Consider the following 16,306-nt stretch of genomic DNA (forward strand, 5'->3'; position numbering starts at 1 on the left):
CAGCTCGGCGGCCCCGCTGCCGCGGCCGGTTGTCAGTGGCCGGTCGTACGGTGGTTTCCATGAACAGCAACGGGGTTGTCGAGTGGGCCGTCGTCGAGAGCGACATCGGTCCGCTGCTGCTGGCCGCGACCGACACGGGGCTGGTGAGCGTGGTCTTCCATGCCCGTCCCGAGGTCCGCCGGAAGGCGGTCGGGCAATTGCGGGCGCGACTGGGTGCGGAGCCGGTGGAGAATCCCGGCTCCGCACGGCTCGCCGAGCCGATACGCCAGCTCGCGGCGTATTTCGCGGGATCGTTGCGGGAGTTCTCGCTGGACCTGGACTGGTCGCTGACGTCCGGCTTCAACCGCCAGGTGCTGCGCGAGCTGGCGACGGGGGTGCCCTTCGGGGCGGTCGCCGGGTACGGGGACCTGGCCGAGCGTGTGGGGCAGCCCGGGGCCGCGCAGGCGGTCGGGGCGGCCATGGGGTCCAATCCGCTGCCGGTGGTGGTGCCGTGCCATCGGGTGGTGGAGAGCGGCGGCGGGCTCGGCGGGTTCGGCGGTGGTCTCGAGACCAAGCGGAAGCTGCTGGCTCTGGAGGGTGTGCTGCCCCAGCCGCTGTTCTGATCCGGTGCGGCAGGGGCAGGCCCTCCTCGCTTCGGATACCCGGGGCATCATCGGCCCCGCGCCCTGGCCACGGCCGTGCTCTTCTCCGCCCCTGCCGGTGTACGTCGCCGTGCTCGGACGGTCCCTGTTTCGTACATGTGTACTCACTGGCACACTGCGTCAGTGACCAACACCCCCGACGCACCTGACACCTCCACCGGGCCCGGCCGCACCGCCTGCCCGGTCACCGCGGCCGAACTGCCCGGACTGCGGCGCAGGACGTCCGCAGTGCTCATCGCCAGCCAGATACTCGGCGGCCTCGGCGTGCCCATCGGCATCACCCTGGCCCCCGTCCTGGCCATGGAGGTGAGCGGCTCCGAGTCGCTGTCCGGCCTGGCTCCGACCGCGTCGGTGACGGGTACGGCGCTGCTCTCGCTGCCGCTCGCCGCGCTGATGACCTCGCGGGGCCGACGCCCCGGTCTCGTACTCGCGTATCTGATCGGTGCGCTCGGCGCGGGGCTCGTGGTGCTGGCCACCGTCGTGGAGAGCTTCCCGCTGCTGCTGCTCGGCATGGCCGCGTTCGGTGCCGGTTCCTCGGCCAATCTGCAGGCCCGGTTCGCCGCCGCGGATCTGGTCGAACCCGACCGGCGCGGCCGGGCGATCTCCACCGTCATCTGGGCCACCACGATCGGCTCGGTTCTGGGACCGAACATCGCGGCTCCGGTGGGACGTGTCTTCCGCGGCACCGCGATATCCGAGAAGGCGGGCCCGTTCTTCTTCGCGGCCGGGATCTTTCTGCTGGCCGCCCTGGTGGTCTGGGTGCTGCTGCGGCCGGACCCGCTGCTCACCGCACGGGCGCTGGCGCCGCGGGGCGCCGGGTCGCCGGCAGGCCGTTCGCTGCGTGCCGGTGTCGCGGCGGTCCGGGCATCTCCGATGGCACGGCTGGCGCTGGTGACGGTGACCGTCTCGCACACCGCGATGGTCTCGATCATGGTGATGACCCCGGTCGATCTGGGCCATCACGGCGCCGGACTCCAGCTGATCGGCCTGGTCATCAGTGGCCACATCGCGGGCATGTACGCGTTCTCGCCGGTGATGGGCTGGCTGTCCGACCGGTTCGGCCGGCTCACCGTGATCGGCCTGGCGGTCGGGCTGCTCTCCTGCGCCGCGCTCCTGGCCGGTACGGCGGGCGCCGGCCACGGGCAGACTGCGGCCGGTCTCTTCCTGCTCGGGCTGGGCTGGTCGGCGGGGCTGGTCGCGGGCTCGGCGCTGCTCACCGACTCGGTGCCGCAGGCCGCCCGCGCCGCCGTGCAGGGCCTGTCGGACCTGACCATGAACACGGCGGCGGGCATCGGCGGCGTGATCGCCGGGGTGATCGTCGCCCGGGCGAGCTACGGCTGGCTGAACGTGGTCGGAGCATGTCTGCTGCTGCCCATGGCGGCGCTGGCGCTGCGCCGGGCGCTCGCCCGCCCCGCGGCACGGGCCGGGACGGCAGCCTCCGAAACGGTGCCCTCGCCCGCATCACCCGGCGCATCCGCCGCACCCGCCTCCGACGTCAGAGACGCCTGAGACGCCAGAGGCCCATAAGGCGTCAGAGGCTGATGTGGTACGCCTTGCGCAGCGTCTCGTGCACGGTCCACGTCGTACGGTCGCCCTCGCGCAGTACGCAGGCGTCCCCCGGCCCGATCTCCAGCGTCGCCCCGCCCTCGACCACCACGGTCGCACGTCCGCTGACGACCACGAACAGCTCGTTGGCCTCCGTGTCGGTGACCACGCCGGGCGTGATCTGCCAGATCCCGCGCACCTGCTTGCCGTCCGGCGATTCCCACAGCACCTTGCCGGTCACCACGGGCTCGCCCGAGACGATCTGTGCCGGGTCGAGCGGTTCCGGTTCGAGTTCGGCATCCGGGATGTGCACGGCGAAAGTGGCGGGAGCTTGATCAAATGTGGTCATGACCGGTCACCCTAGCGACCGCTCCGGGGCGACTCGACACCAGGACCGGGAGTACCCGTGGAAGGGACGGGTGATCCGGCCGGCGTCCCGGCCGCACGTTTGAGGTCGGCGGGCCCGCGACAGGGATGTGGACATGTCATCGAATGCGTCACGCAGCGCACGGTCCTACACCCTCGTCCTCTCCACCGAGGTGAGGGCGGCCCTCGCCACGCAGCACCCCGTCGTGGCCCTGGAGTCGACGATCATCGCCCACGGTCTGCCGCGCCCCCGCAACCTGCGGGTCGCCGAGGAACTCGAAGGGCTCGTACGGAGCGCGGGCGCGGTGCCCGCAACGATCGCCGTACTCGACGGACGGGCCCACATCGGCCTGGACAAGGACCAGTTGGAGCGGGTCGCCGCCGACCCGGAGATGCGGAAGCTGGGCCACCGGGACCTCGCACCGGCCCTGGCCACGGGTGCGAGCGGGGCGACGACCGTGTCCGCGACGGCGTTCCTGGCCGCCCGGGCGGGCCTGCGCGTCTTCGCGACCGGTGGCCTCGGCGGCGTACACCGGGAGTGGACGAAGACCCAGGACGAGTCCGCGGACCTCCGGCTCCTCGCGCGGACCGGCGTCACCGTGGTGTGCGCGGGGGTGAAGTCGATCCTGGACGTCCCCGCCACGCTGCAGCGTCTGGAAACCCTCGGTGTCGGGGTGCTCGGTTACGGAACCGGCCGCTTCCCCGGTTTCTATCTGAACAGTTCCGGCGAACCGGTCGACTGGACGGTGCGGACGCCCGAGGAGGTAGCGGAGGTGATGCGGGCACAGGACGCGCTCGGCGGTCCCGGCTCCGCGCTGATCGTCGCCAACCCCGTGTCCGTGGAGGACCAGCTGGACCCCGCGCTCCACGACCGCGTGCTGACCGAGGCCCTCGCCGCGTGCCGGGAGCGCGGCATCGCGGGCCAGGCCGTCACACCGTTCCTGCTCGACCGGCTGATGCGGGGGACCGGGGGCGCTTCACTGGAGGCCAATCTGGCGGCCGTACGCGGAAACGTATCGCTCGCCGCGCGGATCTCCACCGCCTGGACAGCCGCGCAGGACGCGGCACCGCGCCGGAACCCGGCGGCCGGTCGATGACCGACGACGGGGCCGCGACCGGCAGCGGGCCGGTGGCCGGCGCCTCCGCGACCGGCGGCGGCCTTCTCGTCGTCGGCGACGTGGTCACCGACGTGGTGGCCCGGCACGCGACGGCGCTGGTCCACGGTACGGACACCTCGGCCCGTATCCGCACCCTCCCCGGCGGCGCGGGCGCCAACGTCGCCTGCTGGGCGGCACGTTCGGGCTGCCGCGACGTACGGCTGCTGGCCCGCGTCGGCTCCGACAGCGCGGCCTGGCACCGGGACGCACTCCAGCGGGCAGGGGTCCGCTGCCTGCTGGCCGTGGACGACGACGCGCCGACCGCCACCGTCGTCGCCCTCGTCGATTCCGCCGCCGAGCGCACCTTCCTCACCGACAGCGGTGCCGTGCTCCACCTCTCCCCCGGCGACTGGTCGGCGTCGATGCTCGACGGCATCGCCCATCTCCACCTCTCCGGCTACCTCCTCTTCGCCGCGACGAGCCGGGCGACGGCTCTGCTCGCCCTGCGGGAGGCCCGGCGGCGGCGGATCACGGTGAGCGTCGACCCGGCGTCGGCCGGCTTCCTCGCCGGTCTGGGTGCCGACCGGTTCCTGACTGCCGTGGCGGGCGCGGATCTGCTGCTGCCCAACGCGGACGAGGCCCGGCTGCTCACCGGACTCCCCGAACCTGCCGACGCCGCAGCGAAGTTGAGCCTTCAGGTGCCCCGCGTGGTCGTCACGCTCGGCGGGGGCGGAGCCCTGCTGGCCGTCGCGGGCGCGGTGACCCGGCACATCCCTGCCGTGCGGGTGCGGGGGGCCGTGGACACGACGGGCGCGGGCGACGCGTTCACCGGCGGCTTCCTCGCGGCGCGCCTGTCGGGGGCGGACGACGCCGCGGCCGTCGAGGCGGGCTGCCGGGCGGGGGCGGAGGCGGTCGCGACCGTGGGAGGCCGCCCCGGACCATGACACCCCCGGACCGCCGGAGCAGCCCCGGCCCGCCAGGGCCTGCCGAAAGGTCCCTAACCGCCCTGCCGCCACCCGGTCCAGGCGGGGTGCAGCGGATCATCGGCCCGTACGACCGCGTCCGCACGGCCGCCGGGCGCCACCTCGTCCTCGTATCGCGCGAAAGCGGGCAGGGTCCAGCGCTCGCTCTCCTCCGTGCGCCGCCGCAGCGCGCCCGGCGACAACCGCAGGTGGACACTCAGATCGAACGGGAACCAGTGCCCCAGCAACAACGGGCCGTGCACCACCAGCACACCGCCCTCGGGCAGCGGCCGGTACGGACTGCGGGTGGCCCGGTCCGTCATCGGATCCCAGAGATCCGGCAGCACCCGCCCGCTCCCGCCCGCCTCCAGTGGCCCGAACACCTCGCGCCACAGCGCGCCCGTGTCGAACCAGCTGTCGTAGTACGAGTCGGGGTCCTCCTTGCCAAACTCGTACCGAAGACTCGCCGGCCGCAGGAACCCCTCGGTGGACACGACCAGCACCGCACGCCCGCGGACCCGCAGCGCCTGTGCGACCCGCCCGGCCAACTCCCCGGGACGGGCCGCCGGAGGCCCGTCGACGGCGACCTTCAGCCAGGGGCCGGCATCGGCCGCCTCAAGACCGTCGGCGTGCGCGGCGAAGGCTTCGGCCAGCCGCTCCCAGGTGATCGCTTCGAATCGCACCCGACCATCATCACCCCGGCCCCGTGCACCGGTTCCGCCCCTCCCGCCGGCGGGGTGTCTGCGCACCACTCCCCGCCAGGTTGCTCCCGGTCAGCCGCACCACTCGCCCGGCGAACGGGCGCAGGCCCGGCTCCCGGAGTTCCACAACTCGGGGTCCGTACGGAAGGAGTCCAGGGGCCCGAGCGCTTGCACTGGATCTGCTCACGGAACACCCTCGGACGGAAATCCGCCCGAGGGTGTTTCACCGCGACCCGCATTTTGATCCAGGCACGACGGATGAGGCTGCGCATGGTGATGACAGGGCGTCGCAACTCCGTGATCACCAGACCCCGTGTCTGTTCTGCTACTGGGGTCCTCCATCGTGCCTGTCCGCGCGAGTTCTTAGTCGTTGAAGAGGATGATCTTGCCCCCGGGGCTGTTCTCCATGTGCGCTACCGGGCATGACGTCTCCTGCGAGGATTCCTCGGTCTTGATCTGGATTCCGCAGAAGGGCGAGTTGTCCCAGTCGAGGTGCTTGAAGTTGCTGAGCACGTGGATGTTGTCCCCGTCGCCACGGGTGTCGGCGCTGGCCCCGCCGACGCCGGCGAAGAGGATTCCGCAGGTCGCCGCGGCCACCACTGCGATCTTCTTGACATTCATTATGTGTTCTCCTTCGCTGTTCTGCCCTCAGATTGGGCAGGCACCGTGGGGAACGATCCGCAAGATCGACGCGTAACGTCATCCAGCCGTTGACCACTCGCACGGCCGTACACATCACAAAACTCCCGAACGAGCCGCCGATCGGAACCGCGGACAATCTCCGGTTTCGGCGCATCCGGGGAGACGCTCGCCGGCTGACGGCCGGGCGGGCGGCGGGCGTCAGGCACCGGCCGCGCTACTTCCCGTCGCAGTCCGCCGCGTCGGCGTCGTCCGAGAGCGCGCTGCCCGCGGGCAGCAGATAGGTCACCCAGAGCACGACGGGCTCGGTCCCCAGATTGCGCCCGATGTGGCGGTGCCGGGTCCCGGACGGCTCGATGAAGGACGAGCCCGCGGACGTCACCTCCACCGAGCAGTCGTCCAGAGTGCGGGTCAGCGTCCCGGACTTGACGACCGCGATCAGCTGGCCGTCATGGGTGTGCCAGCCGGTGGAACCGCCGGGCTCGACGGTGATGGTCCGGAAGGTCACGTCGGTGCGGCCGTTCGGAGTCTTCACCTTCAGCTTCCCCGCCGATGTGCCCTCCGCGACCACTGTGCCACTGACACCACTGCCGGGTGTGGCGACAGCCGCCGACGGCACGAAACCGAGGGCCGCCACGCAGCCGCCGACAACCAGGGTCCTGGCGAGTCGTCCCCGGCTCACCCCCGGCCACTGCCGTACCCGCTGCCCCTGCCCCGCCCGCTGCTCCCGGCTTCCCACCCTCATGTGCAACTCCTCCACCTCGGCCCACGGGTAGCGTCCTCGACATCCCAAATATCCCCACGCTACCCGCGGGCCTGCCCCCGGAACCCTCCCGATCCGGCGGCGCAGGTCGCGAAGTACGCTCACTCGCCGCGGAGTTCGGCGGCAAGCGGTCCGTCGCCCGACACCTCGATCCGCCCGTCCTTCACGGCCTCGGCAAGCGTCACCCCACCCCGTCCGAGCGCCAGGCAGACCTCGACATCGAGGGCGATACGGGCGTCGGGACGGGCCGCGGGACCGTCCCCGTACACCGCAGCACCGGCCGTCGGCCCCCCTGTGTCATCCGCACCACCGGCGCGCACATGGAACTCCCCCTCGTCCAGGTGGACTTCGACGACTCCGGCATGGGTCATCCCGTCGAGCGCGCGCAGCAGTGGAAGCGCGAACCAGTGCGCCCGCACCGCATCGGTGGGACGCCGCTCGGCGAGTGCGGGCGCGCCCCACTCGGCGAGAGCGGTGAGTACGGGCAGCAGTCCGTGGCCGCGCTCCGTCAGTTCGTACACCGAGGCGGCGGCGGGCGGCGGAAGCCGACGGCGAGTGGCCAGGCCGCTCTGCTCCATGTCCTTGAGCCGGGAGGCGAGGACGTCCGTACTGACACCCGGCAGGTCGGCGTGGAGGTCGGTGTAGCGGCGGGGGCCCGCCAGCAGTTCACGGACGATCAGCAGGGTCCACCGGTCGCCCACGGAATCGAGGGAGCGCGCGGTGGCGCAGAACTGGTCGTAACTCCGGCGGCGGGCCGGGCGGGTTGCGGACTGTTGCTGACGTGGCATGCGACGCAGTCTAGACATGTTGTTGGACTTTCCAAGCCCGAGCTTGGTAAAACCAAGTATCGCAATCAGGTCGGGGAGGCCACCGCATGGAATTCCGGCAGTCCAGCAAGCTCGACGAGGTCTGTTACGAGATCCGGGGCCCGGTCATCGAGCACGCCAACGCCCTGGAGGAGGCGGGCCACAGCGTGCTCCGCCTCAACACCGGCAACCCGGCACTCTTCGGTTTCGAGGCGCCGGAGGAGGTTGTCCAGGACATGATCCGGATGCTTCCGCAGGCCCACGGCTACACCGATTCGCGCGGCATCCTGTCCGCCCGCCGGGCAGTGGCGCAGCGCTACCAGGCGATGGGGCTGACGGACGTCGGGGTCGACGACATCTTCCTCGGCAACGGCGTCTCCGAGCTGATCTCCATGGCCGTCCAGGCGCTGCTGGAGGACGGCGACGAGGTGCTCGTCCCGTCCCCCGACTATCCGCTGTGGACTGCGGTGGTGACCCTTGCGGGCGGCAGGGCCGTGCACTACACCTGCGACGAGGCCTCGGACTGGAACCCGGACCTCGCGGACATGGCCTCGAAGATCACCGACCGCACCAGGGCCGTCGTGATCATCAACCCGAACAACCCGACCGGCGCCGTCTACCCGCGCGAGGTCCTCGAAGGCATCCTCGACCTGGCGCGCAGGCACGGCCTGATGGTGTTCGCCGACGAGATCTACGACCAGATCCTGTACGACGACGCCGAGCACCACAGCGTGGCGTCCCTCGCTCCCGACCTGGTCTGCCTCACTTTCAGCGGCCTGTCGAAGACGTACCGCGTGGCGGGCTTCCGTTCCGGCTGGATGGTGGTCTCCGGCCCGCAGCAGCACGCCCGCAGCTATCTGGAGGGGCTGACCACACTCGCTTCGATGCGTCTGTGCCCCAACGCGCCCGCGCAGTACGCCATCCAGGCGGCGCTCGGCGGCCGGCAGTCGATCCGGGATCTGGTCGCGCCCGGGGGCAGACTGTACGAACAGCGCAACCGGGCCTGGGAGAAGCTGAACGAGATCCCCGGGGTGTCGTGCGTGAAGCCGAAGGGCGCGCTGTACGCGTTCCCGCGCATCGACCCGAAGGTGCACCCGATCGTCGACGACGAGAAGTTCGTCCTGGATCTGTTGTTGCGGGAGAAGATCCAGGTCGTACAGGGCACAGGCTTCAACTGGCCGCGTCCCGACCACTTCCGGATCCTGACGCTCCCGTACGCTGACGATCTCGACGCGGCGATCAGCCGCATCGGCCGCTTCCTGACCGGATACCGCCAGTGATCGGATGCCCGTGCTGACCTGCCCCGCCTGCCGCTTTCCCGTCCTCACCCAGTTCGCCTCGCCCGAACTCGTCGGCCCGATCGTCGAGGGCGGACTCGATCCGGTCACCGACCCGGCGTGGGCGGAGTCGGGCGCGGCATCACCGGCCGAGTACGCGCGCTGGTCCGGTCATCTGTGCGGTATGACCTGCCTGCGCATGGCGCTCGGCGCCGGGGAGGGTCCGGGCACCCTCTCGGCCGAAGTCACTGGGGGTGCCGGGGTTGCCGGCGCACCGTCCCTGTTCGCGCTGCGCGACGGGGCGCTCAAGTACGGCGCGTACACGGAGGACGCGCAGGGGGCGATCCGGGGCCTGGTCTACGCACCCTTCGCGGAGTACGTACGGGAGGTGCACGGCCTCGATGCCACGGTCCACCGCCACCTGTCGCCGTCGGAGATCCTCGATCTGCTGGACGGCGGGCGGACGGTCATGGCCTCGGTGCACTACGGCATCCGGCATCCTCGGCGGCCCGCTCCGGGGCGCGGCGGGCATCTGGTGCTGCTGACGTCCCGTACGGCCGACGGCGTCGGCGTCCACTTCCACAACCCGTCCGGGATCACGGCCGGGACGCGGGCGGCGGATCTTCCGCTGCCCGACTTCGAGCGCTTCTTCGCGGGGCGCGGGGTGTCGCTGCCCGCGAGCGGGTGACGGGATCCCTGGAAATGGGAGCGGGCCGTCTTCATCCGTGCCGCGGCCGGGTACGGGACCGCACAGCACGGCTGATCGTGCTGCCGGTCGTCGCCGTGCTGCTGATCGGCATCGGCCCCTTCGTCCATCTGCAGAGTTGCTGAGGCCCGGGCCGGCCCGGCCGGTTCAGCCGCCGCGGAGTTCCATGAGCGCGCCCACCGGGTCGGAGCCCGGGGTGGCCCGGGGCCACCAGTCGTCCTCGCCGGGCTCGGATTCGTAGCCGTACCAACGGCCGTCGTGGCCGAAGCGGAGCTGGAGTGTGCCGCCGGGGTGCGTGAGGTGGTTGCGCCAGGGGTGGAAGCGGGGGAAGCCGGCGGCTGCGAGTGCGGGGCGGGCCCGGTCGAAGGGGCCTGCCGGAGGGTCCCAGGGCGTTTCGAGGACGGACAGCCCTTCGGCGCCGCCCTGGCGCCAGGCCGCGACGGCGCGGGCCAGGTCGGTGGGGGTACGGCCGGTGGCGTGGGCCAGCTCGCGGTAGAGGGCACGGGTGGTCGCGGTGAGCCCGGCGGTGGGCCGGGATGCGGCCAGCCGCACCGCGTCCTGCCAGGCGGTGAGCCCGGCGAGCGGGTCGAGGCCGGTGGTGAGGAGCGTGTGCGCACGGGCCGCCGCGTCCGTGGCCAGGTGGTCGAGGGCGAGCGGGTCGCGCGCCCCGGGCAGGCTCGGGTACGAGGGCGGCTGCCCGGGGTGCGGCAGGACCATGAGCGGCGCGGGGAGCGGCGGGAGGTAGCGGTCGGCCAGGGCTTCGCGGGCCGGTACGGAGGGGGAGGCGGGCGCGGCCGGGCGTTCCCGGGCGGAGTGCGCAGCGTTGCGGCGGCCCAGTTCTTCGAGAAGGTCGCGCTCACCCCGGCCACGCAGCAGCAGCAGGACGAACGGGTCGGCGTCCAGCAGCCGGGCCATCTGGTAGCAGAGGGCGGCCACATGCTTGCAGGGCCAGCCGTGGTCGGGACAGGAACAGCCGGGATCGAGATCGCCCGCCGCGGGCAGCAGTCCGATGCCGGCCTCGGCCGCCGTGTCGGCCAGCGAGTGCGGCATCTCCTTGGCAAGCAGTGCGGCGAGGTGACCGGGGCGGGCGGCCACCGCGTCCAGGAAGGTGTCCCAGTCGGCGTCGGTGAGCGCCCGCAGACGCAGCTCGGCGCGGTAGGGGCGGGGGCGGCTGCCGTGGACGTAGGCGACGACCCGTCCGGGGGTGACGGTGATCGCGGCGACCTTGCCGCTGTCGGCGTACGTACGGCCGCGGGACAGCCGTCCCTCGTCCATCGACAGGGACTCCAGGGCGGCCACCCAGGCGCGGCCCCACCAACTGTCCGCGAAGGGTTCGTCGCCCTGGGAGGTGCGGGGCGGCACGGCCTCGAAGGTGCGCCGCAGATCGTCGGGGCCGGGGCGCGACCGGGCGGCCGGCCGGGGCTCGGGGCGGGCGGACGAACGGGGCCGGGGCTGCGGGCGGTGGCTCATGACGGCCTCCGGAGGGAGACGAGATCGGCCAGGTCACGGTCGCTGAGCTCGGTCAGCGCGGTCTCACCGGCGCCGAGGACCGTGTCGGCCAGGACCCGCTTGGCCCGCAGCAACTCGCCGATCCGGTCCTCGACCGTGCCCTCCGCGATCAGCCGGTGCACCTGCACGGGTTGCGTCTGGCCGATGCGGTACGCCCGGTCCGTGGCCTGTTCCTCGACGGCCGGGTTCCACCAGCGGTCGTAGTGGATGACGTGGGCGGCCCTGGTGAGGTTCAGTCCGGTGCCCGCCGCCTTGAGGGAGAGCAGGAACACCGGGACCTCGCCGGACTGGAAGCGGTCCACCATCCGTTCGCGCTCGGCCACCGGCGTACCTCCGTGCAGGAGTTGGGAGGGGATGGCGCGCGAGGCGAGGTGGGCGGAGAGGAGCCGGGCCATCGTCACGTACTGGGTGAAGATGAGGACGGAGCCGTCCTCGGCGAGGATCGTGTCGAGGAGTTCGTCGAGCAGGGCGAGCTTTCCCGAACGGCCCGCGAGGCGGGTCGGTTCCTCCTTCAGATACTGCGCGGGGTGATTGCAGATCTGCTTGAGCGAGGCCAGCAGCTTCATGATCAGACCGCGCCGGGCGATGCCCTCCGAGGCTTCGATGAAGGCCATCGTCTCGCGGACCGCCGCCTCGTAGAGCGTGGCCTGTTCGCGGGTGAGGAAGACGGGGTGGTCGGTCTCCGTCTTGGGCGGCAGCTCGGGGGCGATGCCCGGGTCCGACTTCTTGCGGCGCAGCAGAAAGGGCCGCACCAGTCGCGAAAGCCGTTCGACCGCTTCGTCGTTGGCGAGCCCGGCAGCCGTACCGGTGCTCTCGACGATGCGGGCGTGCCGGGCCCGGAACGCCTTGAGAGGGCCGAGCAGTCCGGGAGTGGTCCAGTCGAGCAGGGCCCATAGCTCGGAGAGGTTGTTCTCCACGGGGGTGCCGGTGAGGGCGACCCTGGCCGGGGCCGGGATCGTGCGCAGCGCCTTCGCCGTGGAGGAGTGCGGGTTCTTCACGTGCTGGGCCTCGTCGGCGACGATCAGTCCCCAGCCGTGGTCGGCCAGTTGCGCCGCGCTCGAACGCATCGTGCCGTAGGTGGTGAGGACGAAGCCGCCGTCGGGTTCGGCGAGTGTGCGGTCGGTGCCGTGGAAACGGCGCACGGGGACACCGGGGGCGAAGCGGTTGATCTCCCGGTGCCAGTTGCCCAGGAGGGAGGCGGGGCAGATCACCAGGGTGGGTGCGGGGTGGGCGCGGTGCAGATGGAGGGCGATGAGGGTGATCGTCTTGCCCAGGCCCATGTCGTCGGCGAGGCAGCCGCCGAGGCCGAGCGAGGTCATCCGGTCCAGCCAGGCGAGGCCGCGCAGTTGGTAGTCGCGGAGCGTGGCGTCGAGACCGGGCGGCGGGGCGATGGTGGTGTCGTCGGCGGTGATGCGGGCGCGGAGCGCGGCCAGCGCGCCGACGGGCACCGCTTCGACCTGCTCTCCGTCGACCTCGGCGGTACCGGTCAGGGCCACGGCGAGGGCGTCGACCGGATCGAGCAGACCGAGCTCCCGCTTGCGAGCCCTGCGTACGAGCGCGGGGTCGACCACGACCCACTGGTCCCGCAGCCGCACCACCGGCCGGTGGGCCTCCGCGAGTACGTCCATCTCCGCCTCGGTCAGCCGCTCGTCGCCCAGTGACAACTGCCAGTTGAAGGAGAAGAGCTGCTCGGCGTCGAAGAACGAGGTGCCGTCGGTGGCCGAGCCGGGCGCGGGTCGCACGACGGCGGCGGCGGTGAGGGAGCGGGCGAGCTCCCTGGGCCAGTGGACGCTCACTCCGGCCGCCGCCAGCCGGGCCCCGGCGTGGCCCAGCAGCTCGTACAGCTCGTCCTCGTCGAGGGCGAGCGCATCGGGCACCGGCTGGTCCAGCAGCCGCTCCAGCGGCGGCCAGACACGGGCGGCGCGGCGCAGGGCGAGCACGGCGTCGATCCTGGCCCGGGGGCCGAACGGCTCCCCCGCCCCGCCGTTCCACAGCGCGGCGGCGTCGGTGACGTAGGTCGGGTCGGCGAGGCTGTGCACCTGCGTGATGGCCGCGGCGGCGTGCCGCGCGGCGCCGGGGCGGGCACTCGCCGCCGCCCCGGAGGCGTCGTCGGGGCGGCCGCCCTCGCTGTGGCTGTTGTGGCGGTCGTCGTCGGGGCCGGAGCGGGTATCCGCCCTGTCGAAGAGTTCGTACGCCGACAGGTCGAGGCGCAGCGAGATCCGTACGCCCGCGTCGAGCCCGGAGGCGACCTCGACGGCCCAAGCACGGGCTCCCGGCAGATGCTGGGCCGCACGGCCCGCGAAAGGTGCCCCCATCGCGTATGCCGCGGCGGGCGTACGGGGCAGGGTGTCGGCCACCGCGTCGAGGAACGCCCCGAGCAGCCACTCCGGGTCGGGGACCTGGAGCGGTGCGCGATCCGGGAGCGGGACCGCGTATCCCTCGGCCGGCAGGGCGGCGGCGATCGCGCGGAGGTGCGCGACGTCCTCGGCGTCGCGCGGACCCGCCCGCCAGGCGTCGTGGTCGTCGCCCGTCAGGCCGGGCAGCAGTCTGCCGCGCGCCGCCAGGTTGAGCGCCTGGAGCGCGGCGGCGCCCCAGGCGCGGGTCGCGGGATGGGCGGACTGCTGGTGCCGGGCCCGGGCCAGCAGGGGCAGCGCATCGTCCACGGCCAGCAGGACGGCGGGCACCGTACGCCGGCGGACGCCGTCCTGCCGGCCGTGCCGACGGACGACGGTGATCTCCGCGGCGGTCGCACCGGACGCCGCACCCTCGGGGTCCACCGGGCGGGACGGCTCCGGGAGAGGGCCGCCGACGGGATCCCAGAAGGCGACGCGCCCGTCCCTCGGCAACGGTGCCGGCAGGAAGACAGCGGCACACCTCATGAGGCGGACGGCGGAGTCGTCCGGCCGGTGTCCTGCCGTGGTCATCGGTCCCCTCCCGTCCCGCCCTGGTCCTCTTGATCGTCTTGATCCCTATGACTCCTGCGAGTCTAGGCGGGGGGTCTGACAGCCGGTCGCGCGCGTTCCAGCGGGCGGGGGTCACTGCTGCCGGCCCGTCCGGTCCGCGAAACGGGCGGACGGTTCCCTGCCCGGCCCAGCTCCCGGCTCGGTGCGGTGCCCGGCTCCTGTCCCACTCGCCCGGCTCAGTGCCTGGCGAGTGGCTTCGAACGGGGCGACCGCGCGGGTGCGGTGGCCGCGAGCGCGGCGGGCGTGGGAACGGGCGTCCCGGATCGCGGCTCCGGCTGCGGCTTCTGTGTCCGTGGCCGCGGCTGCGCCTCCGCGGGCCGCTCGGGCCGTGCCTGCACGGCGCGCTCGGGTTGTGCCTGGCCGGCGGGGCGCTGTGGCGGTGCGGGGCGCTGTGGCTGCGCGGGGCGCTGTGGCTGCGGCGCCGTCTGTTGTACGGGCTGTTGCGCGGGGTACTGCGCCCTCTCCAGGAAGCGGAGCAGCTCCACCGGGAACGGGAGCACCAGCGTGGAGTTCTTCTCGGCCGCGACCGCCACCACCGTCTGCAGCAGGCGCAGCTGGAGCGCGGCCGGCTGGGCGGACATCTCCTTCGCCGCCTCGGCGAGCTTCTTCGACGCCTGGAACTCGGCGTCCGCGTTGATGACACGGGCTCGCCGCTCACGGTCGGCCTCGGCCTGCCGGGCCATGGAGCGCTTCATCGTCTCCGGCAGCGAAACGTCCTTGATCTCGACCCGGTCGATCTGCACGCCCCACCCCACCGCCGGGCTGTCGATCATCAGCTCAAGGCCCTGATTCAGCTTCTCCCGGTTGGACAGCAGATCGTCCAGGTCGCTCTTGCCGATGATCGAACGCAGTGACGTCTGCGCCATCTGTGACACCGCGAACCGGTAGTCCTCCACCTGGATCACCGCGCTCGCCGCGTCGACCACCTTGAAATAGATCACCGCGTCGACCCGCACCGTCACGTTGTCCCGGGTGATCCCGTCCTGCGCGGGCACCGGCATCGTCACGATCTGCATATTGACCTTGTGCAACCGGTCGATGCCGGGGATCACCATGGTGAATCCGGGCCCTCGCACATCGTCACGGAGCCTGCCGAGCCTCAGCACGACGCCCCGCTCGTACTGCTTGACGACCTTGGCCGCCGCGGACAGGTACAGCGCACCCGCCGAGGCCCCTGCCACTATCGCGATCACGAACTCCTGGACCATGACGGCCCCCTGAAAACCGGAAACAGAAACAGTCGCTGTTACCACGGTATGCCCAATATCACCCCATATGAACATGAGCCGGAGCCCTCCCTCCGGGGCGCCCGTCCCCCGGCCGGCCGCGCACCGGATGCCGAGGCGCCGGGGAGCGGGCAGGGTGACCAGCGTCAGCACGTTCCCCCTGGTGTACGCGGTGCCGTGGCGCGTGCGGTGCTGACGGCTGAGCCGGACGAGACAGACGAGGACCCGCCCATGCCCGTGACCGATCACCGACGCCACCGTCTCGCCGCAGCGGCCGGCACCCTGCTCCTGGCCCTCGCCGTCGCAGGCTGTTCCGGCCTCGGCCGGACCGCGGTCGGGCCGGTCACCTACACGACCGAGCGGGACATCGTGATCATGATGAACAGCCCTTCGGTGAGAGGCTGCCACCGGCTCGCTCCGGCGGGTGCCAAGGAAGTGACCAACGGCACCCTGATCGACATCATCCTGTACCGCACCCGTGACTGCACCGGGCCGGGTACGACGTACGTCGCGACCACCGTCAGCGACGTCACCGGGACCGGCACCCTCCCGTGGCGCAGCTTCAGCACCGTCCACTGACCGGCCGCGGGCCGGCCACGGCCGTCCGGGCGGACGCGCCGGGCGCGGAACGGCGAGCCGCTACCGCTCGGGGCCGAAGTTGACGGACCCGATCTCGGCGGCCTGGATCACCGGGCCGCCGATACGGGGCGTCCCACTGATGGTGTTGTGCACAACGCCCGCGCGCCCGGTGCCCCCCGCTGGCTCCAACTCGGCGAGGATGGCGCGGAGTTCGTCCGCAGCGCGGGGATCCGCAGCGAGCCTGCGGCGCAGCCGCGCACGCCACTCGGCCTCGACGTCCCCGGCCGACGGGTCGTCGCCCTCGTCCCGTGCGGCAGTCAGCTCACCGCGCGACGCCTCCAGCTCACCGGCCAGCGCCGACTCCGCCTCGGGCGCCGCCTCGCCCCGCGCGAAGAAGGCCACCAGCCGATCGCGTACCTGGCCCCAGGAATCGGCCACCATGTGCTGCACGAGTGCCGTTGCCCCCGATGCCGCCAATGCCACCAACTCTGCTTCCACCGAACCCCCTTCGGCCGTTGTGCACACG

General features: G+C 72.4%; 17 protein-coding genes. 8 read left to right on the top strand and 9 right to left on the bottom strand.

Annotation, left to right across the window (positions count from 1 at the left end; translation table 11 throughout):
- Positions 1 to 59: 59 nt before the first annotated feature.
- Entirely contained in the window at positions 60 to 602 is a 543-nt protein-coding gene (locus ACF08M_RS03700) for a methylated-DNA--[protein]-cysteine S-methyltransferase (RefSeq protein WP_392183589.1), read from the top strand.
- A gap of 162 nt (positions 603 to 764) precedes the next feature.
- The gene (locus ACF08M_RS03705; RefSeq protein ID WP_392183590.1) at positions 765 to 2,150 is read left to right on the top strand and encodes an MFS transporter; all 1,386 of its coding nucleotides are present in this window, start codon (positions 765 to 767) and stop codon (positions 2,148 to 2,150) included.
- Positions 2,151 to 2,172: 22 nt separating this feature from the next.
- Here ACF08M_RS03705 and ACF08M_RS03710 read toward each other — a convergent pair whose 3' ends face one another.
- Positions 2,173 to 2,535, bottom strand: coding sequence for a cupin domain-containing protein (locus tag ACF08M_RS03710; RefSeq protein ID WP_392183591.1), 363 nt, complete (start codon positions 2,533 to 2,535; stop codon positions 2,173 to 2,175).
- A gap of 133 nt (positions 2,536 to 2,668) precedes the next feature.
- On the opposite strand from ACF08M_RS03710, the gene ACF08M_RS03715 reads away from it, so the two are divergent.
- A complete protein-coding gene (locus ACF08M_RS03715) occupies positions 2,669 to 3,649 on the top strand; it encodes a pseudouridine-5'-phosphate glycosidase (protein WP_392183592.1) in 981 nt (326 codons plus the stop codon).
- Positions 3,646 to 4,593, top strand: coding sequence for a carbohydrate kinase family protein (locus ACF08M_RS03720; protein WP_392183593.1), 948 nt, complete (start codon positions 3,646 to 3,648; stop codon positions 4,591 to 4,593). The genes ACF08M_RS03715 and ACF08M_RS03720 overlap by 4 nt, the downstream gene beginning before the upstream one ends.
- Before the next feature lie 53 nt (positions 4,594 to 4,646).
- Here the strand turns inward: ACF08M_RS03720 and ACF08M_RS03725 are convergent, their stop codons facing one another.
- From ACF08M_RS03725 to ACF08M_RS03740, 4 genes are all read right to left on the bottom strand, one after another.
- A complete protein-coding gene (locus ACF08M_RS03725; protein WP_392183594.1) occupies positions 4,647 to 5,294 on the bottom strand; it encodes a uridine kinase in 648 nt (215 codons plus the stop codon).
- A gap of 381 nt (positions 5,295 to 5,675) precedes the next feature.
- On the bottom strand, positions 5,676 to 5,933 hold the full coding sequence (locus ACF08M_RS03730; protein WP_392183595.1) for a hypothetical protein: 258 nt from the start codon (positions 5,931 to 5,933) through the stop codon (positions 5,676 to 5,678).
- Positions 5,934 to 6,168: 235 nt separating this feature from the next.
- Positions 6,169 to 6,696 (bottom strand): cupin domain-containing protein, encoded by a 528-nt coding sequence (locus ACF08M_RS03735; RefSeq protein ID WP_392183596.1) that lies wholly within the window; start codon positions 6,694 to 6,696, stop codon positions 6,169 to 6,171.
- Positions 6,697 to 6,815: 119 nt separating this feature from the next.
- Positions 6,816 to 7,502, bottom strand: a complete 687-nt coding sequence (locus tag ACF08M_RS03740) for a winged helix-turn-helix transcriptional regulator (protein WP_392183597.1) — start codon at positions 7,500 to 7,502, stop codon at positions 6,816 to 6,818.
- Between the two features lie 86 nt (positions 7,503 to 7,588).
- On the opposite strand from ACF08M_RS03740, the gene ACF08M_RS03745 reads away from it, so the two are divergent.
- The 3 genes from ACF08M_RS03745 to ACF08M_RS03755 are packed head-to-tail and all read left to right on the top strand — an operon-like array spanning position 7,589 to position 9,628.
- Complete coding sequence (locus ACF08M_RS03745; protein ID WP_392183598.1) at positions 7,589 to 8,800, top strand: pyridoxal phosphate-dependent aminotransferase; 1,212 nt, start codon at positions 7,589 to 7,591, stop codon at positions 8,798 to 8,800.
- Positions 8,801 to 8,813: 13 nt separating this feature from the next.
- Positions 8,814 to 9,485 carry a peptidase gene (locus ACF08M_RS03750; protein WP_392183969.1) on the top strand — a complete coding sequence of 224 codons (672 nt, stop codon included), beginning with the start codon at positions 8,814 to 8,816 and terminating at the stop codon, positions 9,483 to 9,485.
- A 14-nt stretch (positions 9,486 to 9,499) separates the two neighbouring features.
- Entirely contained in the window at positions 9,500 to 9,628 is a 129-nt protein-coding gene (locus ACF08M_RS03755) for a hypothetical protein (RefSeq protein ID WP_392183599.1), read from the top strand.
- Between the two features lie 22 nt (positions 9,629 to 9,650).
- Here the strand turns inward: ACF08M_RS03755 and ACF08M_RS03760 are convergent, their stop codons facing one another.
- The 3 genes from ACF08M_RS03760 to ACF08M_RS03770 all read right to left on the bottom strand — a co-directional run bounded on the left by ACF08M_RS03760 (position 9,651) and on the right by ACF08M_RS03770 (position 15,183).
- A complete protein-coding gene (locus ACF08M_RS03760; protein WP_392183600.1) occupies positions 9,651 to 10,973 on the bottom strand; it encodes an SWIM zinc finger family protein in 1,323 nt (440 codons plus the stop codon).
- Positions 10,970 to 13,936, bottom strand: a complete 2,967-nt coding sequence (locus ACF08M_RS03765) for an SNF2-related protein (protein WP_392183601.1) — start codon at positions 13,934 to 13,936, stop codon at positions 10,970 to 10,972. The genes ACF08M_RS03760 and ACF08M_RS03765 overlap by 4 nt, the downstream gene beginning before the upstream one ends.
- Positions 13,937 to 14,151: 215 nt before the next feature.
- Positions 14,152 to 15,183: a slipin family protein gene (locus ACF08M_RS03770; protein ID WP_392183602.1), complete on the bottom strand. Its 1,032-nt coding sequence runs from the start codon at positions 15,181 to 15,183 to the stop codon at positions 14,152 to 14,154.
- Positions 15,184 to 15,432: 249 nt separating this feature from the next.
- Here ACF08M_RS03770 and ACF08M_RS03775 point away from each other — a divergent pair, with 249 nt between their 5' ends.
- A complete protein-coding gene (locus ACF08M_RS03775) occupies positions 15,433 to 15,780 on the top strand; it encodes a hypothetical protein (RefSeq protein WP_392183603.1) in 348 nt (115 codons plus the stop codon).
- A 60-nt stretch (positions 15,781 to 15,840) separates the two neighbouring features.
- On the opposite strand, the gene ACF08M_RS03780 is transcribed toward ACF08M_RS03775, so the two are convergent.
- Positions 15,841 to 16,278: a hypothetical protein gene (locus ACF08M_RS03780; protein ID WP_392183604.1), complete on the bottom strand. Its 438-nt coding sequence runs from the start codon at positions 16,276 to 16,278 to the stop codon at positions 15,841 to 15,843.
- Positions 16,279 to 16,306 lie beyond the last annotated feature (28 nt).

Origin of the sequence: Streptomyces sp. NPDC015032 (assembly GCF_043080425.1) — a bacterium.
GTDB lineage: Bacteria > Actinomycetota > Actinomycetes > Streptomycetales > Streptomycetaceae > Streptomyces.

Bases quoted from the DNA above. Each gene is read 5' to 3' on its own strand.
- ACF08M_RS03740 (WP_392183597.1), bottom strand. From the start codon at position 7,502: ATGCCACGTCAGCAACAGTCCGCAACCCGCCCGGCCCGCCGCCGGAGT.
- ACF08M_RS03755 (WP_392183599.1), top strand. From the start codon at position 9,500: ATGGGAGCGGGCCGTCTTCATCCGTGCCGCGGCCGGGTACGGGACCGC.
- ACF08M_RS03715 (WP_392183592.1), top strand. From the start codon at position 2,669: ATGTCATCGAATGCGTCACGCAGCGCACGGTCCTACACCCTCGTCCTC.
- ACF08M_RS03720 (WP_392183593.1), top strand. From the start codon at position 3,646: ATGACCGACGACGGGGCCGCGACCGGCAGCGGGCCGGTGGCCGGCGCC.
- ACF08M_RS03735 (WP_392183596.1), bottom strand. From the start codon at position 6,696: ATGAGGGTGGGAAGCCGGGAGCAGCGGGCGGGGCAGGGGCAGCGGGTA.
- ACF08M_RS03775 (WP_392183603.1), top strand. From the start codon at position 15,433: ATGCCCGTGACCGATCACCGACGCCACCGTCTCGCCGCAGCGGCCGGC.
- ACF08M_RS03760 (WP_392183600.1), bottom strand. From the start codon at position 10,973: ATGAGCCACCGCCCGCAGCCCCGGCCCCGTTCGTCCGCCCGCCCCGAG.
- ACF08M_RS03745 (WP_392183598.1), top strand. From the start codon at position 7,589: ATGGAATTCCGGCAGTCCAGCAAGCTCGACGAGGTCTGTTACGAGATC.
- ACF08M_RS03765 (WP_392183601.1), bottom strand. From the start codon at position 13,936: ATGACCACGGCAGGACACCGGCCGGACGACTCCGCCGTCCGCCTCATG.
- ACF08M_RS03710 (WP_392183591.1), bottom strand. From the start codon at position 2,535: ATGACCACATTTGATCAAGCTCCCGCCACTTTCGCCGTGCACATCCCG.
- ACF08M_RS03730 (WP_392183595.1), bottom strand. From the start codon at position 5,933: ATGAATGTCAAGAAGATCGCAGTGGTGGCCGCGGCGACCTGCGGAATC.
- ACF08M_RS03700 (WP_392183589.1), top strand. From the start codon at position 60: ATGAACAGCAACGGGGTTGTCGAGTGGGCCGTCGTCGAGAGCGACATC.
- ACF08M_RS03770 (WP_392183602.1), bottom strand. From the start codon at position 15,183: ATGGTCCAGGAGTTCGTGATCGCGATAGTGGCAGGGGCCTCGGCGGGT.